21 protein-coding genes are annotated in these 21,256 nt (G+C 70.8%); 12 read left to right on the forward strand and 9 right to left on the reverse strand.

Features of this window, described 5'->3' with window-relative positions:
* Positions 1 to 31: 31 nt before the first annotated feature.
* Together M3C17_RS01085 and M3C17_RS01090 are read left to right on the forward strand one after the other, a co-directional pair.
* Positions 32 to 829 carry an amino acid ABC transporter permease gene (locus M3C17_RS01085; protein WP_259975777.1) on the forward strand — a complete coding sequence of 266 codons (798 nt, stop codon included), beginning with the start codon at positions 32 to 34 and terminating at the stop codon, positions 827 to 829.
* Positions 826 to 1,581: an amino acid ABC transporter ATP-binding protein gene (locus M3C17_RS01090; protein WP_259975778.1), complete on the forward strand. Its 756-nt coding sequence runs from the start codon at positions 826 to 828 to the stop codon at positions 1,579 to 1,581. The genes M3C17_RS01085 and M3C17_RS01090 overlap by 4 nt, the downstream gene beginning before the upstream one ends.
* 63 nt (positions 1,582 to 1,644) lie before the next feature.
* Here M3C17_RS01090 and M3C17_RS01095 read toward each other — a convergent pair whose 3' ends face one another.
* Complete coding sequence (locus tag M3C17_RS01095) at positions 1,645 to 1,824, reverse strand: YegP family protein (RefSeq protein WP_259975779.1); 180 nt, start codon at positions 1,822 to 1,824, stop codon at positions 1,645 to 1,647.
* A 275-nt stretch (positions 1,825 to 2,099) separates the two neighbouring features.
* Positions 2,100 to 2,615 carry a GNAT family N-acetyltransferase gene (locus M3C17_RS01100; protein WP_259975780.1) on the reverse strand — a complete coding sequence of 172 codons (516 nt, stop codon included), beginning with the start codon at positions 2,613 to 2,615 and terminating at the stop codon, positions 2,100 to 2,102.
* 107 nt (positions 2,616 to 2,722) lie between these two features.
* Between M3C17_RS01100 and M3C17_RS01105 the strand changes: the two genes are divergently transcribed.
* A complete protein-coding gene (locus M3C17_RS01105; RefSeq protein WP_259975836.1) occupies positions 2,723 to 3,505 on the forward strand; it encodes a TSUP family transporter in 783 nt (260 codons plus the stop codon).
* A 162-nt stretch (positions 3,506 to 3,667) separates the two neighbouring features.
* Here the strand turns inward: M3C17_RS01105 and aspS are convergent, their stop codons facing one another.
* Positions 3,668 to 5,449, reverse strand: coding sequence for an aspartate--tRNA ligase (gene aspS, locus M3C17_RS01110; RefSeq protein ID WP_259975781.1), 1,782 nt, complete (start codon positions 5,447 to 5,449; stop codon positions 3,668 to 3,670).
* Between the two features lie 132 nt (positions 5,450 to 5,581).
* Here aspS and M3C17_RS01115 point away from each other — a divergent pair, with 132 nt between their 5' ends.
* Positions 5,582 to 5,971 (forward strand): DUF5684 domain-containing protein, encoded by a 390-nt coding sequence (locus tag M3C17_RS01115; RefSeq protein WP_259975783.1) that lies wholly within the window; start codon positions 5,582 to 5,584, stop codon positions 5,969 to 5,971.
* Between the two features lies 1 nt (position 5,972).
* The gene (locus M3C17_RS01120) at positions 5,973 to 6,614 is read left to right on the forward strand and encodes a histidine phosphatase family protein (RefSeq protein ID WP_259975784.1); all 642 of its coding nucleotides are present in this window, start codon (positions 5,973 to 5,975) and stop codon (positions 6,612 to 6,614) included.
* A 20-nt stretch (positions 6,615 to 6,634) separates the two neighbouring features.
* On the opposite strand, the gene M3C17_RS01125 is transcribed toward M3C17_RS01120, so the two are convergent.
* The gene (locus M3C17_RS01125; RefSeq protein ID WP_259975785.1) at positions 6,635 to 7,543 is read right to left on the reverse strand and encodes an NAD(P)/FAD-dependent oxidoreductase; all 909 of its coding nucleotides are present in this window, start codon (positions 7,541 to 7,543) and stop codon (positions 6,635 to 6,637) included.
* Positions 7,544 to 7,598: 55 nt separating this feature from the next.
* Between M3C17_RS01125 and M3C17_RS01130 the strand changes: the two genes are divergently transcribed.
* Genes M3C17_RS01130 through ccsB form a run of 5 tightly spaced genes read left to right on the forward strand, consistent with a single transcriptional unit; the run spans position 7,599 to position 12,285 of the window.
* Positions 7,599 to 8,003, forward strand: a complete 405-nt coding sequence (locus M3C17_RS01130) for a MerR family transcriptional regulator (protein ID WP_259975786.1) — start codon at positions 7,599 to 7,601, stop codon at positions 8,001 to 8,003.
* 55 nt (positions 8,004 to 8,058) lie between these two features.
* Entirely contained in the window at positions 8,059 to 8,709 is a 651-nt protein-coding gene (locus M3C17_RS01135; protein ID WP_259975787.1) for a TlpA disulfide reductase family protein, read from the forward strand.
* Between the two features lie 16 nt (positions 8,710 to 8,725).
* Complete coding sequence (locus M3C17_RS01140; protein ID WP_259975788.1) at positions 8,726 to 9,496, forward strand: cytochrome c biogenesis CcdA family protein; 771 nt, start codon at positions 8,726 to 8,728, stop codon at positions 9,494 to 9,496.
* Between the two features lie 28 nt (positions 9,497 to 9,524).
* Complete coding sequence (locus tag M3C17_RS01145; RefSeq protein WP_259975789.1) at positions 9,525 to 11,300, forward strand: cytochrome c biogenesis protein ResB; 1,776 nt, start codon at positions 9,525 to 9,527, stop codon at positions 11,298 to 11,300.
* 4 nt (positions 11,301 to 11,304) lie between these two features.
* Positions 11,305 to 12,285 (forward strand): c-type cytochrome biogenesis protein CcsB, encoded by a 981-nt coding sequence (ccsB, locus tag M3C17_RS01150; protein WP_259975790.1) that lies wholly within the window; start codon positions 11,305 to 11,307, stop codon positions 12,283 to 12,285.
* Between the two features lie 61 nt (positions 12,286 to 12,346).
* Here ccsB and M3C17_RS01155 read toward each other — a convergent pair whose 3' ends face one another.
* The 3 genes from M3C17_RS01155 to M3C17_RS01165 form a co-directional block, all read right to left on the reverse strand.
* Positions 12,347 to 12,937, reverse strand: coding sequence for a 2'-5' RNA ligase family protein (locus M3C17_RS01155; protein ID WP_259975791.1), 591 nt, complete (start codon positions 12,935 to 12,937; stop codon positions 12,347 to 12,349).
* Positions 12,938 to 13,142: 205 nt separating this feature from the next.
* On the reverse strand, positions 13,143 to 15,116 hold the full coding sequence (locus tag M3C17_RS01160; RefSeq protein WP_259975792.1) for a YhgE/Pip domain-containing protein: 1,974 nt from the start codon (positions 15,114 to 15,116) through the stop codon (positions 13,143 to 13,145).
* A complete protein-coding gene (locus M3C17_RS01165) occupies positions 15,113 to 18,040 on the reverse strand; it encodes an efflux RND transporter permease subunit (protein WP_259975793.1) in 2,928 nt (975 codons plus the stop codon). Before M3C17_RS01165 ends, M3C17_RS01160 begins: the two co-directional genes overlap by 4 nt.
* 131 nt (positions 18,041 to 18,171) lie before the next feature.
* On the opposite strand from M3C17_RS01165, the gene M3C17_RS01170 reads away from it, so the two are divergent.
* On the forward strand, positions 18,172 to 18,795 hold the full coding sequence (locus M3C17_RS01170; RefSeq protein ID WP_259975794.1) for a TetR/AcrR family transcriptional regulator: 624 nt from the start codon (positions 18,172 to 18,174) through the stop codon (positions 18,793 to 18,795).
* Here the strand turns inward: M3C17_RS01170 and M3C17_RS01175 are convergent.
* Positions 18,792 to 19,781, reverse strand: a complete 990-nt coding sequence (locus M3C17_RS01175) for an o-succinylbenzoate synthase (RefSeq protein ID WP_259975796.1) — start codon at positions 19,779 to 19,781, stop codon at positions 18,792 to 18,794. The two genes, M3C17_RS01170 and M3C17_RS01175, sit on opposite strands and share 4 nt — an antisense overlap.
* Positions 19,782 to 19,785: 4 nt before the next feature.
* The gene (locus tag M3C17_RS01180) at positions 19,786 to 20,820 is read right to left on the reverse strand and encodes a GNAT family N-acetyltransferase (RefSeq protein ID WP_259975797.1); all 1,035 of its coding nucleotides are present in this window, start codon (positions 20,818 to 20,820) and stop codon (positions 19,786 to 19,788) included.
* 102 nt (positions 20,821 to 20,922) lie between these two features.
* On the opposite strand from M3C17_RS01180, the gene M3C17_RS01185 reads away from it, so the two are divergent.
* Positions 20,923 to 21,255, forward strand: a complete 333-nt coding sequence (locus M3C17_RS01185) for a PadR family transcriptional regulator (protein WP_259975799.1) — start codon at positions 20,923 to 20,925, stop codon at positions 21,253 to 21,255.
* Position 21,256 lies beyond the last annotated feature (1 nt).

Genomic DNA, 21,256 nt, shown 5'->3' on the forward strand with positions numbered 1-21,256 from the left:
CGGAACTGAGCAGGTCGGGAGGACCTTGACGATGGCGTTGAGGCGCACCACGAAGAAGAAGCTGTACCGGTACACCGTCTATGCGGTGCTGATCGCGCTCGTCGTCTGGGTCGCGATCACCACCGACTGGTCGCGGATCGCGACGATGTACTTCAACCCGGAGGTCGCGGCGAAGATGCTTCCGGGCATCATCACCACGGCCCTGGTGAACACCCTGTGGTTCACGGCCGTGGCGTTCCTCGGCGGGCTGCTGCTCGGCGTGGTGCTCGCGCTGATGAAGCTGTCGGAGATCGGGCCCTTCCGCTGGATCGCGACGTGCTGGATCGAGCTGTTCCGCGGGTTGCCCGCCATCCTGACGATCTTCGCGATCGCCTACATCGTGCCGATCGGCATGGGCGTCTCGGGCACCAAGCTCGGCGGGCCCGTCGTCCTCGGGCTCATCGGCCTGATCTTGGTGGCGTCGGCCTACATGGCCGAGACCATCCGTGCCGGACTCCAGGCGGTGCCGAAGGGGCAGACCGAGGCGGCGCGGTCACTGGGCATGTCGCCCATGAAGACCACGTTCTGGATCGTCGTCCCTCAGGGATTCCGCATCATCATCCCGCCGTTGACGAACGAGTTCGTGCTGCTGCTGAAGGACACGTCGCTGCTGTTCGTGGCCGGATCCTTCATCTGGTCGAAAGAGCTCACGACCTTCGCCCGTGACGCGAGCACGCAGAACGCGAACGGGACACCGCTGATCATGGCGGCGATCCTGTACCTGATCGTGACGATCCCCCTCACGCGGTTCAGCGCGTGGCTGGAGCGACGGATGGCGAGGAGCCGATGACCACCGACCTGATCGACGTCCACGCGCCCGCGATCGACATCCAGGGTCTGGTGAAGACCTTCGGCGACAACGAGGTGCTCAAGGGCATCGACCTGACCGTGTACCCGGGCGAGGTCGTGTGCGTGATCGGGCCGTCCGGTTCGGGCAAGTCGACGCTGCTGCGCTCCGTCAACCTGCTGGAGGAGCCGACCGGCGGCAAGGTGCTGATCGAGGGCATCGACATCACCGACCCCGACATCGACATCGACCGGGTGCGCACGCGCATCGGCATGGTGTTCCAGAGCTTCAACCTGTTCCCGCACCTGAGCGTGCTGGGCAACCTCACCATCGCGCAGCAGCGGGTGAAGAAGCGCTCGAAGGCGGAGTCCGAGAAGGTCGCGCACGCGATGCTGGCACGGGTGGGGCTCGCTGAGAAGGCGGACGCCTACCCCGGGCACCTCTCGGGCGGACAGCAGCAGCGCGTGGCCATCGCCAGGGCGCTGTGCATGAACCCCGACATGATGCTGTTCGACGAGCCCACGTCGGCCCTCGACCCCGAGCTGGTCGGCGAGGTGCTGCAGGTCATGCGCTCGCTCGCAGACGAGGGCATGACGATGCTGGTCGTGACCCATGAGATGGGCTTCGCGCGCGAGGTCGGGTCCCGGCTGATCTTCATGGACGGCGGCCACATCGTCGAACAGGGCGACCCCCGCGCGGTACTCGCCGATCCGCAGCACCAGCGCACGAAGGACTTCCTGTCGCGGGTGCTCTGACCACACGACGCACGAGACCCGCTGGTCGCCCTCCGGCGTCAGGTGGTCTCGTCGCGAGCGGGGTCAGTCGACCTCGACGACTTCGGCGCCAGGGGCGTTGCGCTGAACGGACTCGATGCCGTTCAGCGCGGCGGACTTGGAGGAGTACCCCTCGCTCGTCGCGATGATCTCGCCGTTGCCGGCCTTGAGGCGGAACCGGTACTGACCGGATGGACCGCGGTACAGCTCGAACTTGCCTGCCATGGACTGATCCTCTCTGTCACGGATGGAGCTGTGCTCCGCCGTTTACGAGTCGCGCACGCGGCGCGGGACGCGGGGTCAGGACACCCTCCGGTCCCCCCGGGCCGGAGGGCGCCCTGGTAGGCGCCGGCTCGCGGGGGAGGATTTCCGAGCAGCACCTCCGTCTCGCTGACCGTCGCCGATAGTCATGACGGCGGTTGGAGACGATGAAATGATGCCACCATCACGCCACATGCGCAATATCGGTTGACTGATATATCACTCTTCAGGGGTGAGGCTCAGACGCCAGGCACCGACAGCTTGAACCCCCGATGCGAGCCCACGTAGCCCAGGCGCTCGTAGAAGCGGTGTGCGTCAGTTCGTGCCGCATCGGAGGTCAGCTGCACGATCGCGGCGCCGAGGGCCGGTGCCGCCGCCTCGCCCACCCACCGCATCACCGCGGAGCCGATGCCCGCGGAGCGCAGGTCGCTGCGCACGCGCACCGCCTCCACCAGCAGCCGCCGGGCGCCGCGCCGAGCCATGCCGGGGATCGACGTGAGCTGCAGCGTGCCCACGAGCGCGCCGCCGAGCTCGACCACGAGAAGGTCGTTCGACGGGTCGTCGAGGATCTCCCGCAGCCCGCGCACGTAGGCGGGACGGTCGCCCTCATCCGCGACATCGCCCCGCGCGGCACTGATCGGGTCGTCGGCGAGCAGCGCGATGACCCCGTCCGCATCGGCTTCCGTCGCCCGCCGGAGCACCGCGTCACCCGCGCGAGAGGGGAAAGCGAAGGGCAGAGGCAGGGCAGGCAGCATGAGCCCAGTCTGCCAGCGCCGCCGATGCGGGGCGGCCGCCCGGACTCTGGAATCATGGCCGGGTGGATATCGGCGCCGTGCTCGGTCTGGAGCAGCTCACCTGGGGGATGCTGATCCTCATCATCGTCGCAGCCTTCGGCGCCGGCTGGATCGACGCGGTCGTGGGCGGCGGCGGTCTGCTGCAGCTGCCCGCGCTGCTGTTGATCCCCGGGATCGCCCCTGTCCAGGCGCTCGCGACCAACAAGCTCGCCTCGGTGTTCGGCACCGCGACCAGCAGCATCACCTACTATCGCCGCGCCAAGCCCGATATCCGCACCGCGCTGCCGATGGCCGCGATCGCGCTGGTGGGCTCCTTCGGCGGAGCCGCCGTGGCCACCGTGCTGCCGCCCGCCGCGTTCAAGCCCATCATCGTGCTCGCACTGCTCGCCGTCGCGCTCTTCACGGCGTTCCGGCCGCAGCTGGGCGCCGCGACCGCTCTCCGCTTCCACGGGCACAAGCACCACATCATGGCCGGGCTGGCCGGGCTCGCGATCGGCTTCTACGACGGCATGATCGGTCCCGGCACCGGCACGTTCCTCGTGATCACCCTCGTGGCGCTGCTCGGCTACGACTTCCTGCAGGCGAGCGCCAAGGCCAAGATCGTCAACTTCGCCACGAACCTGGGAGCCCTCCTGCTGTTCATCCCGCACGGCTCGGTGCTGTGGCTGCTCGGGGGCATCCTCGCGGTCGCGAACGTGGCGGGAAGCTACCTGGGGTCGCGGATGGCGATCTCGCGCGGCACGACCTTCATCCGCGTGGTGTTCCTCCTCGTGGTGATCGCTCTGATCGCGAAGCTCGGGGTGGACGTGTGGAACGAGAACATCGCGCCGTTCGTGGCCTCGCTCGACTGAGCCTCCCGCCCACCCCGGCCGTGTGGAGAGCCCGGGTACACCTCGAGGCCCTGGAGTGCATCGAGACCCGGAATGTGTCGAGGCCCCGGATATGCGTCGAGACCCCGGGCTGCGGCGTGCAGCGCTCCGGGGTCTCGACGGTCGGGCGGGGTCTCAGCGGCGTCAGGCCTCGTCGGTCTCCGGGTCGAAGTCCACACCGGCCTCGGCGCGCTGCGCGGCGGAGATCGGCGCGGGAGCGGCCGTCAGCGGGTCGAAGCCGTTGCCCGACTTCGGGAACGCGATGACCTCGCGGATCGACTCGGTCTTCGACAGGTGCTGCAGCACGCGGTCCATACCGAGCGCGATGCCGCCGTGCGGGGGCGCGCCGAACTTGAACGCGTCGAGCAGGAAGCCGAACTGCTCCTGCGCGACCTCGTCGCTGATGCCCATGACCTCGAACACCCGCTTCTGGATGTCCTCGCGGTGGATGCGGATCGAGCCGCCACCCAGCTCCGAGCCGTTGCACACGATGTCGTACGCGTAGGCGAGGGCCGAGCCGGGGTCGGTGTCGAACGTGTCCTCGAACTCGGGCTTCGGACCCGTGAACGCGTGGTGCACGGCGGTCCACGCGCCGGCGCCCACGGCCACGTCGCCCGAGGCCACGGCGTCGGCGGCGGGCTCGAACATCGGCGCGTCGACGACCCACGTGAAGGCGAACTCGTCCGGGTTCAGGTAGCCGAGGCGGCGGCCGATCTCGACTCGCGCGGCGCCGAGCAGCGCACGGCTCTCCTTGGTCGCACCGGCGGCGAAGAACACGCAGTCGCCCGGCTCCGCGCCGACGAACTCCGCGAGTCCTGCCTGCTCCGCCTCGGAGAGGTTCTTGGCCGCGGGGCCGCCCAGGGTTCCGTCCTCGTTGAACAGCACGTAGGCCAGGCCCCGTGCGCCGCGCTGCTTGGCCCAGTCCTGCCAGGCGTCGAGCACCTTGCGCGGCTGCGAGGCGCCGCCGGGCATCCGCACCGCGCCGACGTACTCGGCCTGGAACACCCGGAACGGGGTCTCCGCGAAGTACTCGGTCGCCTCGACGAGCTCGAGTCCGAAGCGCAGGTCGGGCTTGTCGGAGCCGTACTTCGCCATCGCCTCGGCGTACGTCATGCGCGGCAGCGGCGTCTGCACCTCGACGCCGATCGTCTGCCACATCGCCACGATGAGCGACTCCATGAGGGCGATCACGTCCTCCTGGTCCACGAAGCTCATCTCGATGTCGAGCTGGGTGAACTCGGGCTGCCGGTCGGCGCGGAAGTCCTCGTCGCGGTAGCAGCGGGCGATCTGGTAGTACTTCTCCACGCCGCCGACCATGAGCAGCTGCTTGAACAGCTGGGGCGACTGCGGCAGGGCGTACCAGCTGCCCGGGTGCAGGCGTGCGGGAACCACGAAGTCGCGGGCGCCCTCCGGGGTGGAGCGGGTGAGGGTCGGGGTCTCGACCTCGGTGAAGCCATCGGCGTGCAGCACGTCGCGGATGGCCTTGTAGACGTTCGAGCGCAGGCGCAGGGCGGACGCGGCGGCCGGACGGCGCAGGTCGAGGTAGCGGTACTTCAGGCGGGCCTCTTCGCCGACGGTCTCGGTGTCGGCCACGGCCGTGGAGACCTGGAACGGCAGCGGGGCCGACTCGTTCAGGACCTCGACGTCGGCCGCGATGACCTCGATCTCGCCGGAGGGGAGGTTCGGGTTGGCGTTGCCCTCGGGGCGCCGCGCGACCTCGCCGGTCACCTTGAGCACGAACTCGTTGCGCAGCGGGTGGGCGACCTCCTCGTCCCGGATGACGACCTGGGCGATGCCCGAGGCATCCCGCAGATCGATGAACGCGACGCCTCCGTGGTCACGACGACGATCGACCCACCCGGTGAGGGTGACGGTCTGACCGATGTTCTCGGCGCGCAGGGAGCCTGCGGTGTGGGTGCGCAGCACGGAGGATTCCTCCTGATCCGGGGAAAGATGAACCCGCCCAGTCTACGCGGGCGTCTGCGCCGTCCCCGGCCCGGTCGCCTGCGCACGACCGCGCCGGCTCAGTAGGATCGCCAGGACGAAAGGCGAGCCCCCATGCACCTCTCCATCTCCGACGGCAACGGCATCCCCGACCTGTTCGCCGCGATCTTCTCCGGCACCACCGGTCTCATCGCCCTGGTGTTCTACATCCTCGTGGCGGTCGGCCTGTGGAAGGTGTTCTCAAAGGCGGGCTACCCCGGCATCCTCGCGATCATCCCGCTCGTCAACCTCGTCTTCCTCGTGAAGATCGCCGGGATGTCCGGCTGGCTCGCGCTGCTGTACCTCGTGCCGATCGCGAACTTCATCCTCGCGATCATCGTCGCCTTCAAGCTCGGCGAGCGTTTCGGCAAGGGCGCCGGCTTCTCCTTCTTCCTGCTGTTCCTCTTCCCTTACATCGGCTACCTGATCCTCGGCTTCGGCGACGCCCGGTACCGCGAGGTCTGAGGTGACGGCGTCGCGACTCCACCTGGTCCGCCACGGCGAGGTGCACAACCCGGCCCGCGTGCTGTACGGGCGGCTGCCGGATTACCACCTCAGCGCCGCGGGACGGGAGATGGCGGCGTCGGCGGCGGCGCACGTGTCCGAGCTCGGCGCTCCCGTCGCGGCCCTCTACGCCTCCCCGCTGGAGCGCGCGCAGGAGTCGGCGGAGCCGTTCGCCTCGACGTTCGACCTCGTGCCCGAGATCGACATCCGCCTGATCGAGCCGACCAATGTGTTCGAGGGCACCCGGATGCGCCGCTCCCTGATGAACCCGCTCAACTGGTGGCACCTGCGACAGCCGTCGCTGCCCAGCTGGGGTGAGCCGTACGCCTCGATCGCCGAGCGCATGCTGGGCATCATGGACGAGGCGTGGACGGCCGCCGCGGAGACCACGACCGAGGGTGACATCGTGATGGTGTCGCATCAGGCGCCGATCTGGATCACGCACCTGCGGGTGGCCGGGCTCCCGCTGCAGCACGACCCCCGCACCCGCCGCTGCGCCCTGTCGAGCGTCACGTCGTTCGAACGGGTCGGCGACGTGTGGCGCGAGGTCGCGTATGCGGAGCCCGCTGCGACCGGCGGCGCCGTCGACGTCGGTGCGGTCTGAGCCCAGCCCCCGCCCGGGGCTCAGGCCCCCGCGGCGAGGAGCGACTGGATGACGCCCACGGCCGCGAGTTGACCGGCCCCTGCGGCCAGCAGCACCGAGGCCATCGGTCCTGGCAGCGTCGCGCGGTGGGCGAGGTCTCCCGCCGCGTACACCCCGGGGACCGAGGTGCGCCCGAACTCGTCGATCTCGATCGAGCCCGACTCGAGCATGCGCAGGCCGAGGTCCGCGGCGAACGGCGCGCGCTGCCGCATCGACGCCGCTGCGACGAAGACCCCGGCCACGGCGAGGTCTTCCGCGGCCGTATGCACGAGCACGCCGCCGTCGTGCGCCTCGACCGCGTCGACCGGGGCGGACGAGACCGTCGCACCGGAGCCCTCCAGGAGGGCGCGGTCCTCGTCGGCGAAGGCCGCACCGACCGGGACCACCGTGATGCCGTCGACGATGCGTCCGAGCAGACCGATGAGGTGGAGCGCGCGCGGGGCCGCGCCCACGATCGCGATGGGCTTTCCGGCGTGCTCGTGCCCGTCGCAGAAGGGGCAGCTGAACGCGGTGAGCCCCCACAGCGCCTGCAGTCCCGGGACGTCCGGGAGGTCGTCGGCGATGCCGGTGGCGAGCACCACGCGGCGGCCCTCCACGACGGTGTCGTCGGCGAGGGTCACGCGGAAGCCCTCGGCCTCCGCGCCGTCGATGCGCTGCGCGGCGTCGTCCCGCACCTCGACCGTGTCGTAGGCGGCGAGCTCGCGGCGCGCTCGCGCCCTCAGCTCGGCCGGGGGAGTGCCGTCCTCCCCGATCATGTTGTGCATGTGCAAGACGGTGCCGTTGCGGTACTCGCCCGAGTCCAGCAGCAGGGCCGAGCGGTGCATCCGCCCGAGGGTGAGGGCGGCCTGCAGTCCTGCCGGTCCGGCGCCGATCACGATCGCGTCGTACATGGGTTTCCCTTCGTCTGCTCTTGCGTTCGTCCTCAGTGTGTGACTTCATGTCGACATGAAGTCAAGCGACAGCCACCCCTGGTCCGTCGGCGAGGTCGCCGCCCGCTTCGAGCTGCCGACGAACGTGCTGCGGCACTGGGAGACGGTGGGGCTGCTGCGCCCGCCGCGCGACCCCGCCGGTCGCCGTCGCTACGGTGAGGACGAGGTCGTGCGCATCGCGGTGATCCAGCGCAGCAAGGCGGCGGGCATGAGCCTCGACCAGATCGCGGTGCTGCTCGACGACGGCAGCGCGGGGCGGCACGAGGTGCTGCAGCAGCACCTCGACGACCTGGATCGGCGCATGGAGGAGATGCGCCGCTCACGCGCGATGACCGAGCACGCGATGGGCTGCCGCGCGCACGACATCGCCACGTGCCCGCGCTTCCGCGCCGGTGTCGCCGATGTCCTCGCGCGATTCTGACTCCCCCCGGGGGTACCCGGCCAGCGCATAGGAAGCTCTGCGTAAACTCGGAGCCGTGCCACTCGCCCCCAGAATCCCCCCGATTCGCAGCGGCCGCACCTCCCGCCACCGGGCAACCCGCCGCGTGGCCGGGGCCGCGTTCGCCGCGGTGCTCGCCGTCGGCCTCAGCGCCTGCGCTCCCGACGCCGTGAGTGAATCCTTCCTCAGCGGAGAGAACACCGGCTACGTCGCCGCCGACGGCGCGATCGTCGAGATCCCGCCCGCCGAGCGCGGAGAACCCGTGGTGTTCGGCGGCGTCACGGAGCACGGAGACGACTTCGACAGCGCCGACATCGCCGGACAGGTCGCCGTCGTCAACTTCTGGTACGCCGGATGCGCGCCCTGCCGCATCGAGGCCCCCGACCTGGAGGCCGTCTGGCAGGAGCACCAGGACGCCGGAGTGCAGTTCATCGGCATCAACACGCGGGATCAGGCCGACACCGCGGTCGCGTTCGCCGAGGAGTTCGGCATCACCTACCCGAGCCTGATCGACGTGGACACCGCGGAGGCCAAGCTCGCGTTCGCGAAGGTCGTGCCGATCTCGGCCACCCCCACCACGCTCGTGCTCGACAAGCAGGGCCGCGTTGCGGCGAAGATCATCGGGCCGATCGACGGCACCTCCGTCCTCTCGACGCTCGTCAAGGACGCGCTCGCGGAGGACTCGTGATGTCCGCAGGAGCACCGTGAACCCCGACGCCATCATCGGATCCGGGGCACTCTGGATCGCGATTCCCGTCGCCATGCTCGCGGGACTCGTCTCCTTCGTCTCCCCCTGCGTGCTGCCCCTGGTGCCCGGCTACCTGGGGTTCATCGGCGGCGCCGTCGCCCCGCGCGACGGCTCCGGCCCGGGTGGTGGTACGTCCACGCAGACCGCGACCCGCAGCAGACTCGTGCTCGGAGTGCTGCTGTTCATCCTCGGCTTCACGATCGTGTTCATCCTCTACACGGTCCTCGGCGGCACCGCCGGCGTCTTCCTGCTGCAGTGGGGCGACCTCATCACGCGCATCCTCGGCGTCGTCGTCATCGCCATGGGGCTCGTGTTCCTCGGCCTGTTCGGCTTCGCACAGCGCGAGATGCGCTTCCACGTCGACTCCAAGGCGGGCGTTCTCGGTGCGCCCCTGCTGGGCGTCGCGCTCGGCATCGGCTGGGCTCCGTGCATGGGCCCGACCCTGGCGGCCATCCTCGCGCTGTCCTTCAACGCCGGAGACCCCGTGCGCGCCGGCTTCCTCGGCCTCGCCTACTCGCTCGGACTCGGCATCCCCTTCCTGCTGGTCGCCCTCGGCTTCGGCTGGGCGACCAGGGCGGTCGGCTTCCTCCGCCGCCACGTGCGGGTCGTGAACGTCATCGGCGGCGTCATGCTCATCCTGCTCGGCGTGCTGATGGTGACCGGGCTCTGGACCGACATCATGTCTCGGCTGACGGCGGTGATCGGCAGTGTCATCCTCCCGCTCTGAGAAGACCACGACGAAGAACAGGGAAGCCGTGACCAGCGACTCCAGCGATCCGCTCCGCCCGTCCGACCATGTCGACGGCGACGACACGATCACCCAGCCGCGGCTCGGGTTCGTGGGGTGGCTGCGGTGGGGCTGGCGTCAGCTGACGTCCATGCGCACCGCGCTGATCCTGCTGCTCGTGCTCGCGATCGCCGCCATCCCCGGCTCGATCTTCCCGCAGCGCATGGCCGACCCGAACGGCGTGACGCAGTGGGAGCGCGACAACCCCGACCTGTTCCCGGTGCTCGACGCGCTCAAGCTGTTCGACGTATACCTGTCGCCGTGGTTCTCGGCGATCTACCTGCTGCTGTTCACCTCGCTCGTGGGCTGCGTCATCCCGCGCATCAAGCACCACGCCAAGGCCCTGCGGGCCCGCCCGCCGCGCACACCCGCCCGCCTGTCGCGGCTGGAGGACCACCGCACGGTCACCCGCCACCCGGTCACCGGCTCCGGGACCGGCACCGGGGACGCGGAGGCCGAGGCAGCCGCGTCGATCGACGTCGCGACGAAGCAGCTCAAGGCGCTCGGCTACCGGGTCGAGCGCTACGACCGCGGCACGACGTACTCCGTGTCGGCGGAGCGCGGCTACTGGCGGGAGACCGGAAACCTGCTGTTCCACCTGGCCCTGGTCGGCGTGCTCGTCACGATCGGCGTCGGCGGCGGCTTCGCCTACACAGGGCAGCGCGTGATCGTCGAGGGTGAGACGTTCGCCAACACCCTGCTCGACTACGACTCCATGAACCGCGGACGCTTCGTCGCCGACGACGCCTTCGCGCCGTACTCCATGAGGCTGGACTCGTTCGACGTGACCTATCAGCCGTTCGGCGAGCCGGGGTCCGGGCAGGCGGGCGACTTCTCCGCCAATGTGACCGTGCTCGAGGACGGCGAGGAGCGCGAGGGCGCCATCAAGGTGAACGAGCCGCTCCCCGTCGCGGACGACGACATCTTCCTGCTCGGCAACGGCTATGCGCCCACGGTGACCGTGCGCGACCCCGAGGGCAACGTCGTGTTCCACAACAGCACGCCGTTCCTGCCGCAGGACAACTTCATGACCTCCCTCGGCGTGCTCAAGGTGCCGGATGGCCTCGCCGAGCAGGTCGGTCTGGTGGGCTTCTTCTACCCGACGACGGGCGTGCTCGACACCGGTGCGTTCTTCTCCGCCTACCCCGACCTCACCAACCCGACCCTCACGCTCGACGTGTACACGGGCGACCTCGGTATCAACGAGGGCGTGCCGCGCTCGGTGTACGTGCTCGACACGTCCGAGATGACGAAGCTGACGGGCCGCAGCACCGACGTCGAGTCCATCGAGCTCTCCCCGGGGGAGACGGCCCAGCTGCCGAACGGCCTGGGCTCCGTGACGTTCGAGGACGACTCGCCCGCCGGCGCCACGGACGCCTCGGAGTCGGTCAAGCGCTTCGCCTCGCTGCAGATCCACCGCGACGAGTCCGGGGTGATCGTCCTCGGCTTCGCACTGCTCGCGCTCGGCGGACTGATGCTCGCGCTGTTCGTGCCGCGCCGCCGCATGTGGGTGAAGGCCACCGCCGCCCACGGAGCGGTGGAGCTCGAGTACGCCGCGCTCGCACGCGGAGAGGACCCGACGCTCGCCCGCGCGGTCGACGATCTGCGCGCCGGGCACGCCCGGCTTCTCGACGCCGCGGGCGGCACGGTCGCCCGCACCACCGATGACGACGCCGACGGGGAACCGGCGGATGCGGCAGCCGAATCCGCGCCCCCTGCCGCCGAGACCAGGAAAGTAGACTGACACCATGCTCGATCTCAACGTGATCTCGCCTGTCCTGCTCTGGACGGCGATCGCGATCTACGCGGCGGCGTTCGTGGCCTACGCCTTCGACCTCGCGCGGCGTTCGCAGGCGACGGCGGACGCGGTGTCGGTCCGTGAGGGCGAGCTGGTCGCGGCAGGCGGCGTTCGCGGCACGGCGGCGCCTGCGGTCGCGACGACCGGAGGAACGGACCGCCCGCAGCGCTTCGTCATGGCGCGCATCGGCACCTCGCTGACGGTCCTCGGCTTCGTGTTCCACCTGGCGGCGACCGTCACCCGCAGCATCGCGGCCGGCCGGGTGCCGTGGGCGAACCTGTACGAGTTCGCGATGGTCGGCACGCTGCTGATCATCGCCGTGTACCTGGTCGTGCTGACCCGGCTCGACCTGCGCTTCCTCGGCACGTTCATCACGGGACTCGTGGTGGTGCTGCTGGGCCTCGGTGCCACCAACTTCTACGTCGAGGTCTCGCCGCTGATGGACCCGCTGAAGAGCGTGTGGCTCATCATCCACGTGTTCGTGGCCTCGCTGTCGACCGCGTTCTTCGCACTCGCGTTCGCGCTCTCGGTGATCCAGCTCATGCAGTCCCGGCGCGAGCGTCTGCTCGGCGAGGGAGCCGCGAAGACGGGCCCCGGATTCCTCCGGACGTTCCCGACCGCGGAGCGCCTGGAGAGCCTGGCGTACCTGTTCACGATCATCGGCTTCATCCTGTGGACGTTCACCCTCATCGCCGGATCCATCTGGGCCTACTACGCCTGGAGCCGGTTCTGGGGCTTCGACGTGAAGGAGACCTGGACCTTCGTGATCTGGGTGCTCTACGCGGGCTACATCCACGCACGGGCGACGCGCGGCTGGCGGGGGAACCCCTCGGCCTGGCTGTCGATCGTCGGCTTCACCGCGGTGATCTTCAACTTCACGATCGTCAACGTGTTCTTCAAGGGTCTACACGCCTACTCCGGCCTGAGCTGACCCGCCCCGGGGCTGCTCCGGGTCTGATCCCGGTCCTGGCTGATACGGCTCGGCTGAGGCGTCAGTGCCCGAGCGGAAGGATCTCGGCGTGCTCGACCCCCTCGTCGTACCAGACGAACTCCGCCTCGTGGACGACTTCGGCGGGCTCGGGAACGAGCGGGCGGTATTCGCGCGCCGTGAGCCGCCGCCAGGCCGCGGCGTCGAGGGTCTTCCCGTAGAGCAGGGAGAGGTGGAACGTCCACTCCTCGACGGAAAGCTCGTCGAGGCGCCGGAACGTCGTCGGTTCGAGCGCACGCGACAGAGACGCGTACGCTCCGACCAGGGCTGGCGTGCGGGCGAGGCGGATGATCAGGATCTGCCAAGGCGACGGAAAGCCGTCGACTGCTTCCGCGACCAGTTCGAGCGGTTCCTGCTGCGCTGCCCACTCGACGATCAGAGCGCGCAGCTCGTCCCGTCGCTCGGGTTCGGCGAAGCCGCGGAGGGTGACGTGCTCCGTATGCGGATGCCGTAGCGGCGCGTCGATGCGCGCGAGAGCATCCTCCTGGATCGTGCGGTAGGACCTCGCCACGGGCCCGGCCGGCCGGAGCACGAGGTACTGCTGCCCGTCGAGGCCCGCGAGCTGCTCCGGAGTGCTCATGAACGGTCGGCGCATGACACGAGCGTAGAGGCCTCCGCTGCTGATCCAGGCCCCAGACTCATCCCGCGCTCGGGCTGATTCGGGTCGGGGAGCGGGAGGGCCACACACAACTCCGCAGAATTCGGGCAACACGCCGCGGCCGAGTGGCCATGCGCGGCGTGGCGCGCGGGTTTTGAGGAGTTGCGGACGCCTCACGCGGGAGCCAGGAGTTGCGGACGCCTCAGGCGGGAGCGAGGGCAGCGGCGGCGGTGGTCGTGCGGCGCAGGGCCACCGCGAGCGTGGTCGCCACGAGGGACAGCACCCCCCACACCACGAGCGCCGCGACCGCGGGGCCGCTCGCGTCGATCAGGCCCGTGAACGCGGGGGCCGTCGGCAGCGCCGCCCCGAGGCTCGCGAGCCAGTCGGGCACGGTCGAGATCAGTCCCGTCGCGACCCCCACCACGCCGATCAGCGCCGCGATCCAGCGCCCGACGCCGCCGCACACAGCCACGAGTGCCTGGTTCACCGCGGCGAACGCGATGCCGGCGAGCACCGCGGTACCCGCGAACGCCCACCACTGCGCGGCGTCGTAGCTCGCGACGGTCTGCACGATCAGCGACACGAGCAGCCCCTGCGCCGCGCCGATCGCCGCCGCGGGCCAGAACGCGCGGAGGGCGAGGGCGACGGAGGAGCGCCGCGACGTGAGCGTGCGGGCGGTGTGCGCGCGCAGCACCAGGAACGACGCGAGCCCCCCGAACCACAGCACCACGGCGGTGAGCAGCGGGATCGCGGTGGGTCCGAAGAGCGTGCCCGTCGCGGCATCCGTCGACACCGGGTCCGCGATCACCGAGGCGAGGGACGTGGACTCCTCGTCGCTGAACGAGGGGAGCGAATCCGCCGCGGTGCGCAGGCCGCCCGCGAGGTCTCCGGTGCCGGTGGCCAGGGTGTCCAGTCCGGTCGCGAGCTCGCCGCTGCCCTCCGCGAGAGCGGTCGCCCCGTCGGACAGCTGGGTGGCTCCGCTCGCCAGGGCCCGCGCGCCGTTCGCGGACTGGTCGATGCCCTGGCTCGCGAGCTGGTTCAGGCCGCCCGCGAGCTGCGAGGCGCCCGCTCCGGCCTGCCCCATGCTCGATGCCAGGGTGCTGAGGGTGCCGGGGAGTGCAGCAATGCCGCCCGAGACCTCGGGAGCGTTCAGGATGCCGGAGGCGGTGCCGGCGGACTCCGCCACGGCGCCGGCCTGCGTCGCGAACGCCGTGAGCTGATCGCACTGGTCCTGGCTGGTCACGGGCGGAAGGCACGCGGCAGCCGCAGCCGCACGCAGCTGCTGCGTGAGATCGAGGGACTGCGCGGCCGCGGTCTGCGCGGAGCCCGAGGCCGTCTGGATGCCGCCGACCAGCTGCTGCGTCGGACCGACACTGCCCTGCAGCTGCCCGGCTCCCGCCGTCAGCCCGCTGCCGATCTGCGCGGCACCGGTCGCGGCCTCCCGTGTGGTGGCGGAGATCGTCCCGAGTCCGTTCGCGAGCGTCGAGGCTCCCGAGCTCAGCTCGCCCGCGCCGGAGGCGAGCTGGGTCGCGCCCTCCGGGATCGCTGCGGCGCCGGTGGCGGCATCCCGCGCGCCCGAGGCGAGCTCGAGCGCGCCCGACGCGGCCTCGCCGATCTGGTCGCCGATCGTGGTGAAGCCGACGAGGATGTTCTCGGTCGTCGCCTCGGACAGCATGGTGCCGAGCGTGGAGGCGGCGACGGTCGCGATCTGGTTGGTGATGAGGTCGTCCGCGACGAGACCGTCGTCGGGGGTGGTGACCTGGATCGTGGCCTGTTCGGCCTCCCCGCCGCCCTCGGCGACCGCTTGGCCCCCGGACGTCGCCGCGGCGGAGAAGTCCTCGGGGATCGTGATGACCGCCTGGTAGGTGCCGTCGGCGAGCCCGTCCGCGGCATCGTCCTCGTTGGAGATGACCCAGGTGAGGTTCGAGTCGAGTTCGTCCGAGCCCTCGACGAGGCCGGAGGCGAGCTGTCGTCCCAGCGGCGTCACCTGACCATCGATGGTGACCGGCTCGTCGAGGTTGACGATGGCGGCGGTCATCGCGTCGAGACGCTCGGTGGGGTTGTACAGCGCCGCCATCAGGATGCCGCCCACCGCGGCGGGCAGCAGCAGCACACCGAGGATGGTGAGCCAGGTGATGGGCTTGCGCGAGCGTGCGCGCTCCAGAGGGAGGGTCATGCGGTCACCTCGGTGGTGTCTGCGGTGCTCCGTTGCGGAGCGCGGGTGTCGAGGACCTCGGCGGACGACCAGCCGGCGTCTGCGAGGAAGGTGCGGGCGGTGTCGGCGTCGACGGCGGTGGCGACCACGGCGAGGGGTCGGCGGGCGGCGGCGTCGCGCAGCATCGCGGCGAACTGGTCCCGCGCGGCACCGGCGAGGCGGTCGACCCCGTCGATCACGACCAGGGTCGAGCGCCCGCGTAGGGCTTCTGCGAGCTCGGCGGTCACGGCCGTGTCGTCGTCGAGCAGCACGCAGCCGACGTGTGCGCGGACCCAGGCCGCACGTCCCGGCAGCAGGTGTCCCGCGACCCGGAGGCGGCCGTCATCCGGAGTGAGCCGTCCGGCGACGGTGAGCGCGAGGGCCCGCAGCGCCCGCGGGTCGGTGCCGGTCGCGACAAGGGCCTCGCCGGGAGCCAGGCGAAGCGACAGCGGAGTGCCGTCGGTGCTCAGCGCGAGGTCGTCGGCGGCCACGATCGACCCGTCGCCGGGCCACGCCTCGAGGTGACGCTCGCGCTCCACCGCCTCGCCCTCGATGTCCACGCGGGGCAGGATGCGCTCCAGCCAGGACGGGATCTCCCAGGCGCGTTCGCCGAGGATCGCCATGAGCGCCGGGATCAGTGTCATCCGCACGAGGAAGGCGTCGATCGCGATGCCGGCCGCGAGTCCGAGTGCGATGGGTTTGAGCGAGGAGTCGCCTTCGGGCACGAACGCCACGAACACCGCGAACATGATGAGGCCCGCCGCGGTGACGACCTTGGCGGAGCCGGTGAAGCCGCTGCGCACGGCCCGGAGCGCCGCGGCCCTGCGGGTGGCGCGGTCCGGGCTCTTCGCGTCCGGGTCGTGCACGAAGTCCTCGCGCATGCGCGACACCAGGAACACCTGGTAGTCCATGGCCAGCCCGAACAGCACGCCCATCAGGATGATCGGCATGAAGCTGATGATCGGACCGACCCTGGCGACGTGCAGCAGGTCGGCGAACCAGCCCCACTCGAAGACCACCCCGACGACGCCGAACGCCGCGACGATCGACAGCAGGTACCCGAGGGCGGCGGTGACCGGAACCCAGATCGAGCGGAACACGATCGTGAGCAGGATGAGGGACAGCCCGATCACGAAGATGCCGAACGGCAGCAGCGCGGCGCCGAGCTGGTCGGAGATGTCGATGCCGACGGCCGTGAAGCCGGTGACCTTCAGGTCGATCCCGAACTCGTCGAGCCATTCCTCGTGGTGGCTGCGGAGCTCCCGCACCAGGTCGGCGGTCGCGGGGTCGTCCGGGGCGGTCTCGGGGACGATCTGCACGATGCCGGTGTCGGCGGTCTCGTTCGGGGTCGCGAGAGCGACCTCCTTCACCCCGGGGACCTCCGCGACGGCGTCGCCCAGGTCTTCCATCAGCCCGAGCGGGTCGGTGGAGGTGACGATGGTGCCGGTGAGGATCAGCGGGCCGTTGAAGCCAGGGCCGAACTGCTCGCCCACGAGGTCGTAGTTCTGCCTGGCCTCGGAGTCCTGAGGCAGCACGCCCGCGTTCGGGAGCGCCAGGTCGAGGCTGAGCGCCGGCACCGCGACCACGCCGAGACCCAGCACGATCGCGACGGAGACGAGCACGGGCCGCCGCGTCACCCCGTCCACCCAGCGACGGCTGCCGCGCGGACGGGGCGCGGTCGCGGTGGCGTCGGGCTGCGTGGCGGTGCGAGCCGCAGTCTGCACGGTGTCGTCTCTGGTGCGCGCGGTCGCGTCGACGGCGGCCTCGTCGGGCTCGTCGGACGGCGTCGCCGCCACCGCCGCATCTTGGCCGGCCGCGTGACCGTCGTTCGACGAGACCTGCGGGCGCTTCCCTGCGGCGCGCGTTCTCTGGGCCCGCGGGGGGCGCCCGGCGACGCGGCCCTTGAGGAAGCCGAGGAGAGCGGGGGTGAGGGTGACCGCGATCGCGACGGCCACGGCGACCGCGACCGACGCCGCGATGCCCATGGTGGTGAGGAACGGGATGTTGGCGAAGCCGAGCCCGATCAGCGCGATGAGCACCGTGACACCCGCGAACACGACCGCAGACCCGGCCGTGCCGACGGCGCGCGCGGCGGACTCCTCCGGGTCGACGCCGTCCCGCACCTGGTCCTGGTGTCGCGCGACGATGAACAGCGCGTAGTCGATGCCGACCGCGAGCCCCAGCATCAGCGCGAGCAGCGGCGTGGTGGAGGAGACCGTGGCGAATGCGGTCGCGGTGAAGATGCCCGCCATCGAGATGCCGACGCCGAGGATCGCGGTCAGCAGCGGCAGCCCCGCCACGACGAACGAGCGGAAGGTGACGATGAGCACGAGCAGTGCGATCAGCAGGCCGACCGCCTCGGTGAGGGTGACGCCCGGGATGGAGATCGCGAAGAGGTCGCCGCCGAGGGAGGTCTGCGCACCGTCCGGCAGCTGTCCCGACAGCTCGTCCACCGTGGTGCGCAGCGCGTCCGTGGTGGCGTCGGAGACGTCCGTGGATTCGCCGTCGAACTGCACCCGGACGATCGCGGCGGTCTCGTCGTCGTTGATCATCCCGTTGACCATCTCGTCGTACGGGGAGGTCGCTGCGAGCACCTCGTCGAGGTCGCCCAGCTCGGAGACCGCGTCCTCGATGGGCTCGCGATACTCGTCGTCGGTGATGCTGTCGCCGTCGGCGGCGACCACGATGAACTGCGCGTTGGTGCCACTCACCTGCGGGAAGGAGCGCGAGAGCTGCTCGAGTCCGGCCTGCGACTCCGTGCCGGGGATGGAGAACGTGTTGTCGGTGCCGGCGCCGAGCACGACGGCCCCCGCTCCGGCGATCCCGAGCGCGAGCAGCCAGGACACGAGGACGCGCCACGGGTGCCGGAACGACCAGCGTCCGAGCGAGGACAGGAGAGTGGACACGCGTTCCTCCATGGGGGTGGAAGGTGGATACACAGGTGTATCCAATACATACATGTATCGTAGGAGCGCGCGCCGCCCCGAGCCTGTGTGCCGGGTGTGAATCGCGCGAGCTCGACGGCCAGGAGGTTCCGATGACGACACCAGCGACCCGCAGTCGCGAGAACACGCGGGCACGGCTGCTCGACGCCGCCGCCCAGGTCTTCGCCGAGGTCGGGCTCGACGGGGCGTCGGTGGAGGCGGTCTGCGAGCGGGCCGGGTTCACGCGCGGCGCCTTCTACTCGAACTTCGACTCCAAGGACGAGCTGTTCCTCACGCTCGCCGCACGCGTGGCCGACGCGCGAGTGGACGCGGTGCGCACGCGCGTCGAGCAGATGCGGGCGGACGGGGCGCTGGGCGAGGGCTGCGACCCCACCGACCTCGTGCAGCAGATCATGGAGCTCGGCAGCGACGACCGTCTCGGCGTGATGCTCATGAGCGAGATCCGCATCCGAGCACTCCGCGACCCGCGGTTCGGCGAGGCCTACCTCGCACAGGAGCGGGAGATGGTGGCCAGCATCGCGCGCATCGTGGAGGACATCGTCCAGGCAGGGGACCTGCGCCTTCGACTGCCGGCGACCGATGCCGCGCGCATGCTCATGATCATCTGGGAGGGCATGACCGTGCGCGGAGCGATGGCTGGACGTGACGACGCCGAGCTGCGCCACTCCGGCGGTGAGGAACTCGGCCGGCTGGTCGAGCTGATCGTCGAGTCCTAGCGGGTTCCTGCACCCATGGCGAGCTCGTGGTGGCAGCGGGCCAGCCGCGCCAGCCACCACTCGCGGCGCTCGTCCGCGGCGGCCAGTCGGGTGAGCGCGGCCGCGTCGGGCGTCACGCGGTCCGCCGGGATCGCGCCGTCGCGCGGCCGGAGATCGGCCACGTCGTCGAGGAAGAGCGAGGCGGTGCCCAGTCCGCAGTCGAAGTCGAGCGTCGGGAGGGCGGCGGCCAGCGCGGCGCCCTGAGCGAGGCCGACCGCGGTGTCCAGCGCACTCGACACGACGGCCGGGAGTCCCGCGGCCGTGACGATCTGCAGCGCGTGGGTGACGCCGCCGAGGGGCTGCGCCTTCACGATCACGATGTCGGCGGCTCGGGCGCGGGCCACGGCCAGCGGGTCGCCCGACTTGCGGATGCTCTCGTCGGCGGCGACCGGGATGCCCATGTAGCGGATCCGCTGCCGCAGCTCCGCGAGCTCCGCCACGGTCGCGCACGGCTGCTCGACGTACTCCAGGTCGTACTCGGCCAGGGCGTGCACCGCGTGCTCCGCCTCGTCCACGTTCCAGAGCCCGTTCGCGTCGATGCGGATACGCCCCTCAGGCCCCAGCGTCTCCCGCACGGCCCGCACCCTGGCCACGTCGTCCCCGAGCAGCTGTCCTGGCTCCGCGACCTTGACCTTCGCGGTGCGGCAGCGGCCGAATCGGGCGAGCACTTCGGGCACGCGGGGAGCGTCCACGGCGGGAACCGTCGCGTTCACGCCCACCCGGTCGCGCACGGGTGCGGGCTGCGGCGCCCAGGCGTAGTCGATCGCGGCGGCGAGCCACGTCGCGGCCTCGGCGTCGTCGTACTCCACGAACGGCGAGAACTCCGCCCACCCCTGCGGTCCCTCGAAGAGCAGTGCCTCCCGGGTGTCCACGCCGCGGAAGCGCGTGTGCATCGGGAGGGCGACGACACGGGCGGTGTCGAGCAGTTCGGCGAGCGTGGGGATCATGACCTCATTCTGCGCCACCGCGTGCCAGGTGCCGCTGCAGCTCGCCCATGCGCTCGCTCGGCACGAACCCCAGCCGCGTGTTCACGGCGATCATCGCGGCGTTCGACTCGGCGTTGTAGGTGATGACGGCTCGGGTCTGGGGCAGGGCGTCGTGCAGCAGGCGCAGGTTGGCGATCTTCACCGCGGTGCCGAGGCGGTGTCCCCGGTCCTCCCGGCGGACGAGCGTGCCCCACTGGTAGGCGTTGCCGTCGTCGGCGGACACCACGAGCTGGCTGTACGCCGCCACGTGGCCGTCGGCCGTCAGGGCGATCGTGCCGAACGAGGTGCGGCGCTGGCGTGCGTGCAGTTCCTCCAGCTCGCGGACGCTCGCGACATCCGGTCGGGTGTGCTCGACGTCGAGGTCGCCGGTGGGAGCCTCCGTGTCGATCGCCGCGTCCAGGACGGCCCAGCCCTCGACCACGTCCTCGGGGACGGGGCCGATCCAGGACCGGAGCGTATACGCGGACGTCGACGGCCGGACGTCGTCGTCGATCCGGTCGAGGTGATCGCCGGCGACCGGCAGAGCGAGCCGGCTCTGCACGTCGCCCAGGGCCAGCGCGTAGCCGTGGCGGCGGGCGAACTCGCGCCCGGGCGTGCCGAGGCCGTCGGTCCCGAGCGGGAACGGCCAGGAGGTGCGTCCCTTGGCCACCGTGCGACCGGCGTCCCTGGCTTGCTGCTCGAGCTGAACGAGCGCGGCGGAGCCATGGCCGCGACGGCGATGCGGGGGAGGAACGAACACGGACACGTGAGCGGCGTGGGTGTTGTCCTTCGCGGGCAGCGCGAGCCCGGCGGATCCCACGACCGCTCCCTCCGCGCGGAGCAGGAACGCGCGCCGCTCCACGATGCGCGAGTCCTGCTGGAACTCGCTGCGCATCTCCTCGCGCGTCCACACGGGGGCCGTCGCGCCGCGGTCCGCCCGCTCAGCCGCTGCGTAGGCGTCCCACCAGGCGTCGACGGCGTGGTCGTCGAAGGGGTCGAGCCGTTCCAGGTCGAGCGTCATGCGTCCACGCTACGGCTCTGCGGGCGGGGTCGGGACGGTGGCAGGAGTCGCACATACCTGTGTCGTTGACAATGGTGTGTGACGCACAGTAATGTGATCGACATGAACGAGACGCTCGACACCCACCTGCAGGAGCTGCGGCGCGGCACCGTCGTCCTGGCGTGCCTGCAGCTGCTGCGCACGGCGGGGTATGGCTACGGGCTTCTCGAAGAGCTCGAGCGCCGCGGCTTCGCCACCGACGCGAACACGCTGTATCCCCTGCTGCGCCGCCTGGAGAAGCAGGAGTACCTCACGAGCGAGTGGAACACCGACGAGGCCAGGCCGCGCAAGTTCTACCGCACCTCGGCGGCCGGCATCCGGCTCGCCGACACCCTCACCGACGAATGGCGATCCCTCACCACCGCGATCGCCTCCCTCACCTCCGAGGAGAACTGAC

Source organism: Microbacterium sp. p3-SID336, from assembly GCF_025143365.1.
Taxonomy (GTDB): Bacteria; Actinomycetota; Actinomycetes; order Actinomycetales; family Microbacteriaceae; genus Microbacterium.

What these genes read in the sequence shown, in the direction of transcription:
- M3C17_RS01085 (WP_259975777.1), top strand. Translation starts at nt 32, where the DNA reads ATGGCGTTGAGGCGCACCACGAAGAAGAAGCTGTACCGGTACACCGTC.
- M3C17_RS01090 (WP_259975778.1), top strand. Translation starts at nt 826, where the DNA reads ATGACCACCGACCTGATCGACGTCCACGCGCCCGCGATCGACATCCAG.
- M3C17_RS01095 (WP_259975779.1), bottom strand. Translation starts at nt 1,824, where the DNA reads ATGGCAGGCAAGTTCGAGCTGTACCGCGGTCCATCCGGTCAGTACCGG.
- M3C17_RS01100 (WP_259975780.1), bottom strand. Translation starts at nt 2,615, where the DNA reads ATGCTGCCTGCCCTGCCTCTGCCCTTCGCTTTCCCCTCTCGCGCGGGT.
- M3C17_RS01105 (WP_259975836.1), top strand. Translation starts at nt 2,723, where the DNA reads ATGCTGATCCTCATCATCGTCGCAGCCTTCGGCGCCGGCTGGATCGAC.
- M3C17_RS01115 (WP_259975783.1), top strand. Translation starts at nt 5,582, where the DNA reads ATGCACCTCTCCATCTCCGACGGCAACGGCATCCCCGACCTGTTCGCC.
- M3C17_RS01125 (WP_259975785.1), bottom strand. Translation starts at nt 7,543, where the DNA reads ATGTACGACGCGATCGTGATCGGCGCCGGACCGGCAGGACTGCAGGCC.
- M3C17_RS01130 (WP_259975786.1), top strand. Translation starts at nt 7,599, where the DNA reads ATGAAGTCAAGCGACAGCCACCCCTGGTCCGTCGGCGAGGTCGCCGCC.
- ccsB (WP_259975790.1), top strand. Translation starts at nt 11,305, where the DNA reads ATGCTCGATCTCAACGTGATCTCGCCTGTCCTGCTCTGGACGGCGATC.
- M3C17_RS01155 (WP_259975791.1), bottom strand. Translation starts at nt 12,937, where the DNA reads ATGCGCCGACCGTTCATGAGCACTCCGGAGCAGCTCGCGGGCCTCGAC.
- M3C17_RS01160 (WP_259975792.1), bottom strand. Translation starts at nt 15,116, where the DNA reads ATGACCCTCCCTCTGGAGCGCGCACGCTCGCGCAAGCCCATCACCTGG.
- M3C17_RS01170 (WP_259975794.1), top strand. Translation starts at nt 18,172, where the DNA reads ATGACGACACCAGCGACCCGCAGTCGCGAGAACACGCGGGCACGGCTG.
- M3C17_RS01175 (WP_259975796.1), bottom strand. Translation starts at nt 19,781, where the DNA reads ATGATCCCCACGCTCGCCGAACTGCTCGACACCGCCCGTGTCGTCGCC.
- M3C17_RS01180 (WP_259975797.1), bottom strand. Translation starts at nt 20,820, where the DNA reads ATGACGCTCGACCTGGAACGGCTCGACCCCTTCGACGACCACGCCGTC.
- M3C17_RS01185 (WP_259975799.1), top strand. Translation starts at nt 20,923, where the DNA reads ATGAACGAGACGCTCGACACCCACCTGCAGGAGCTGCGGCGCGGCACC.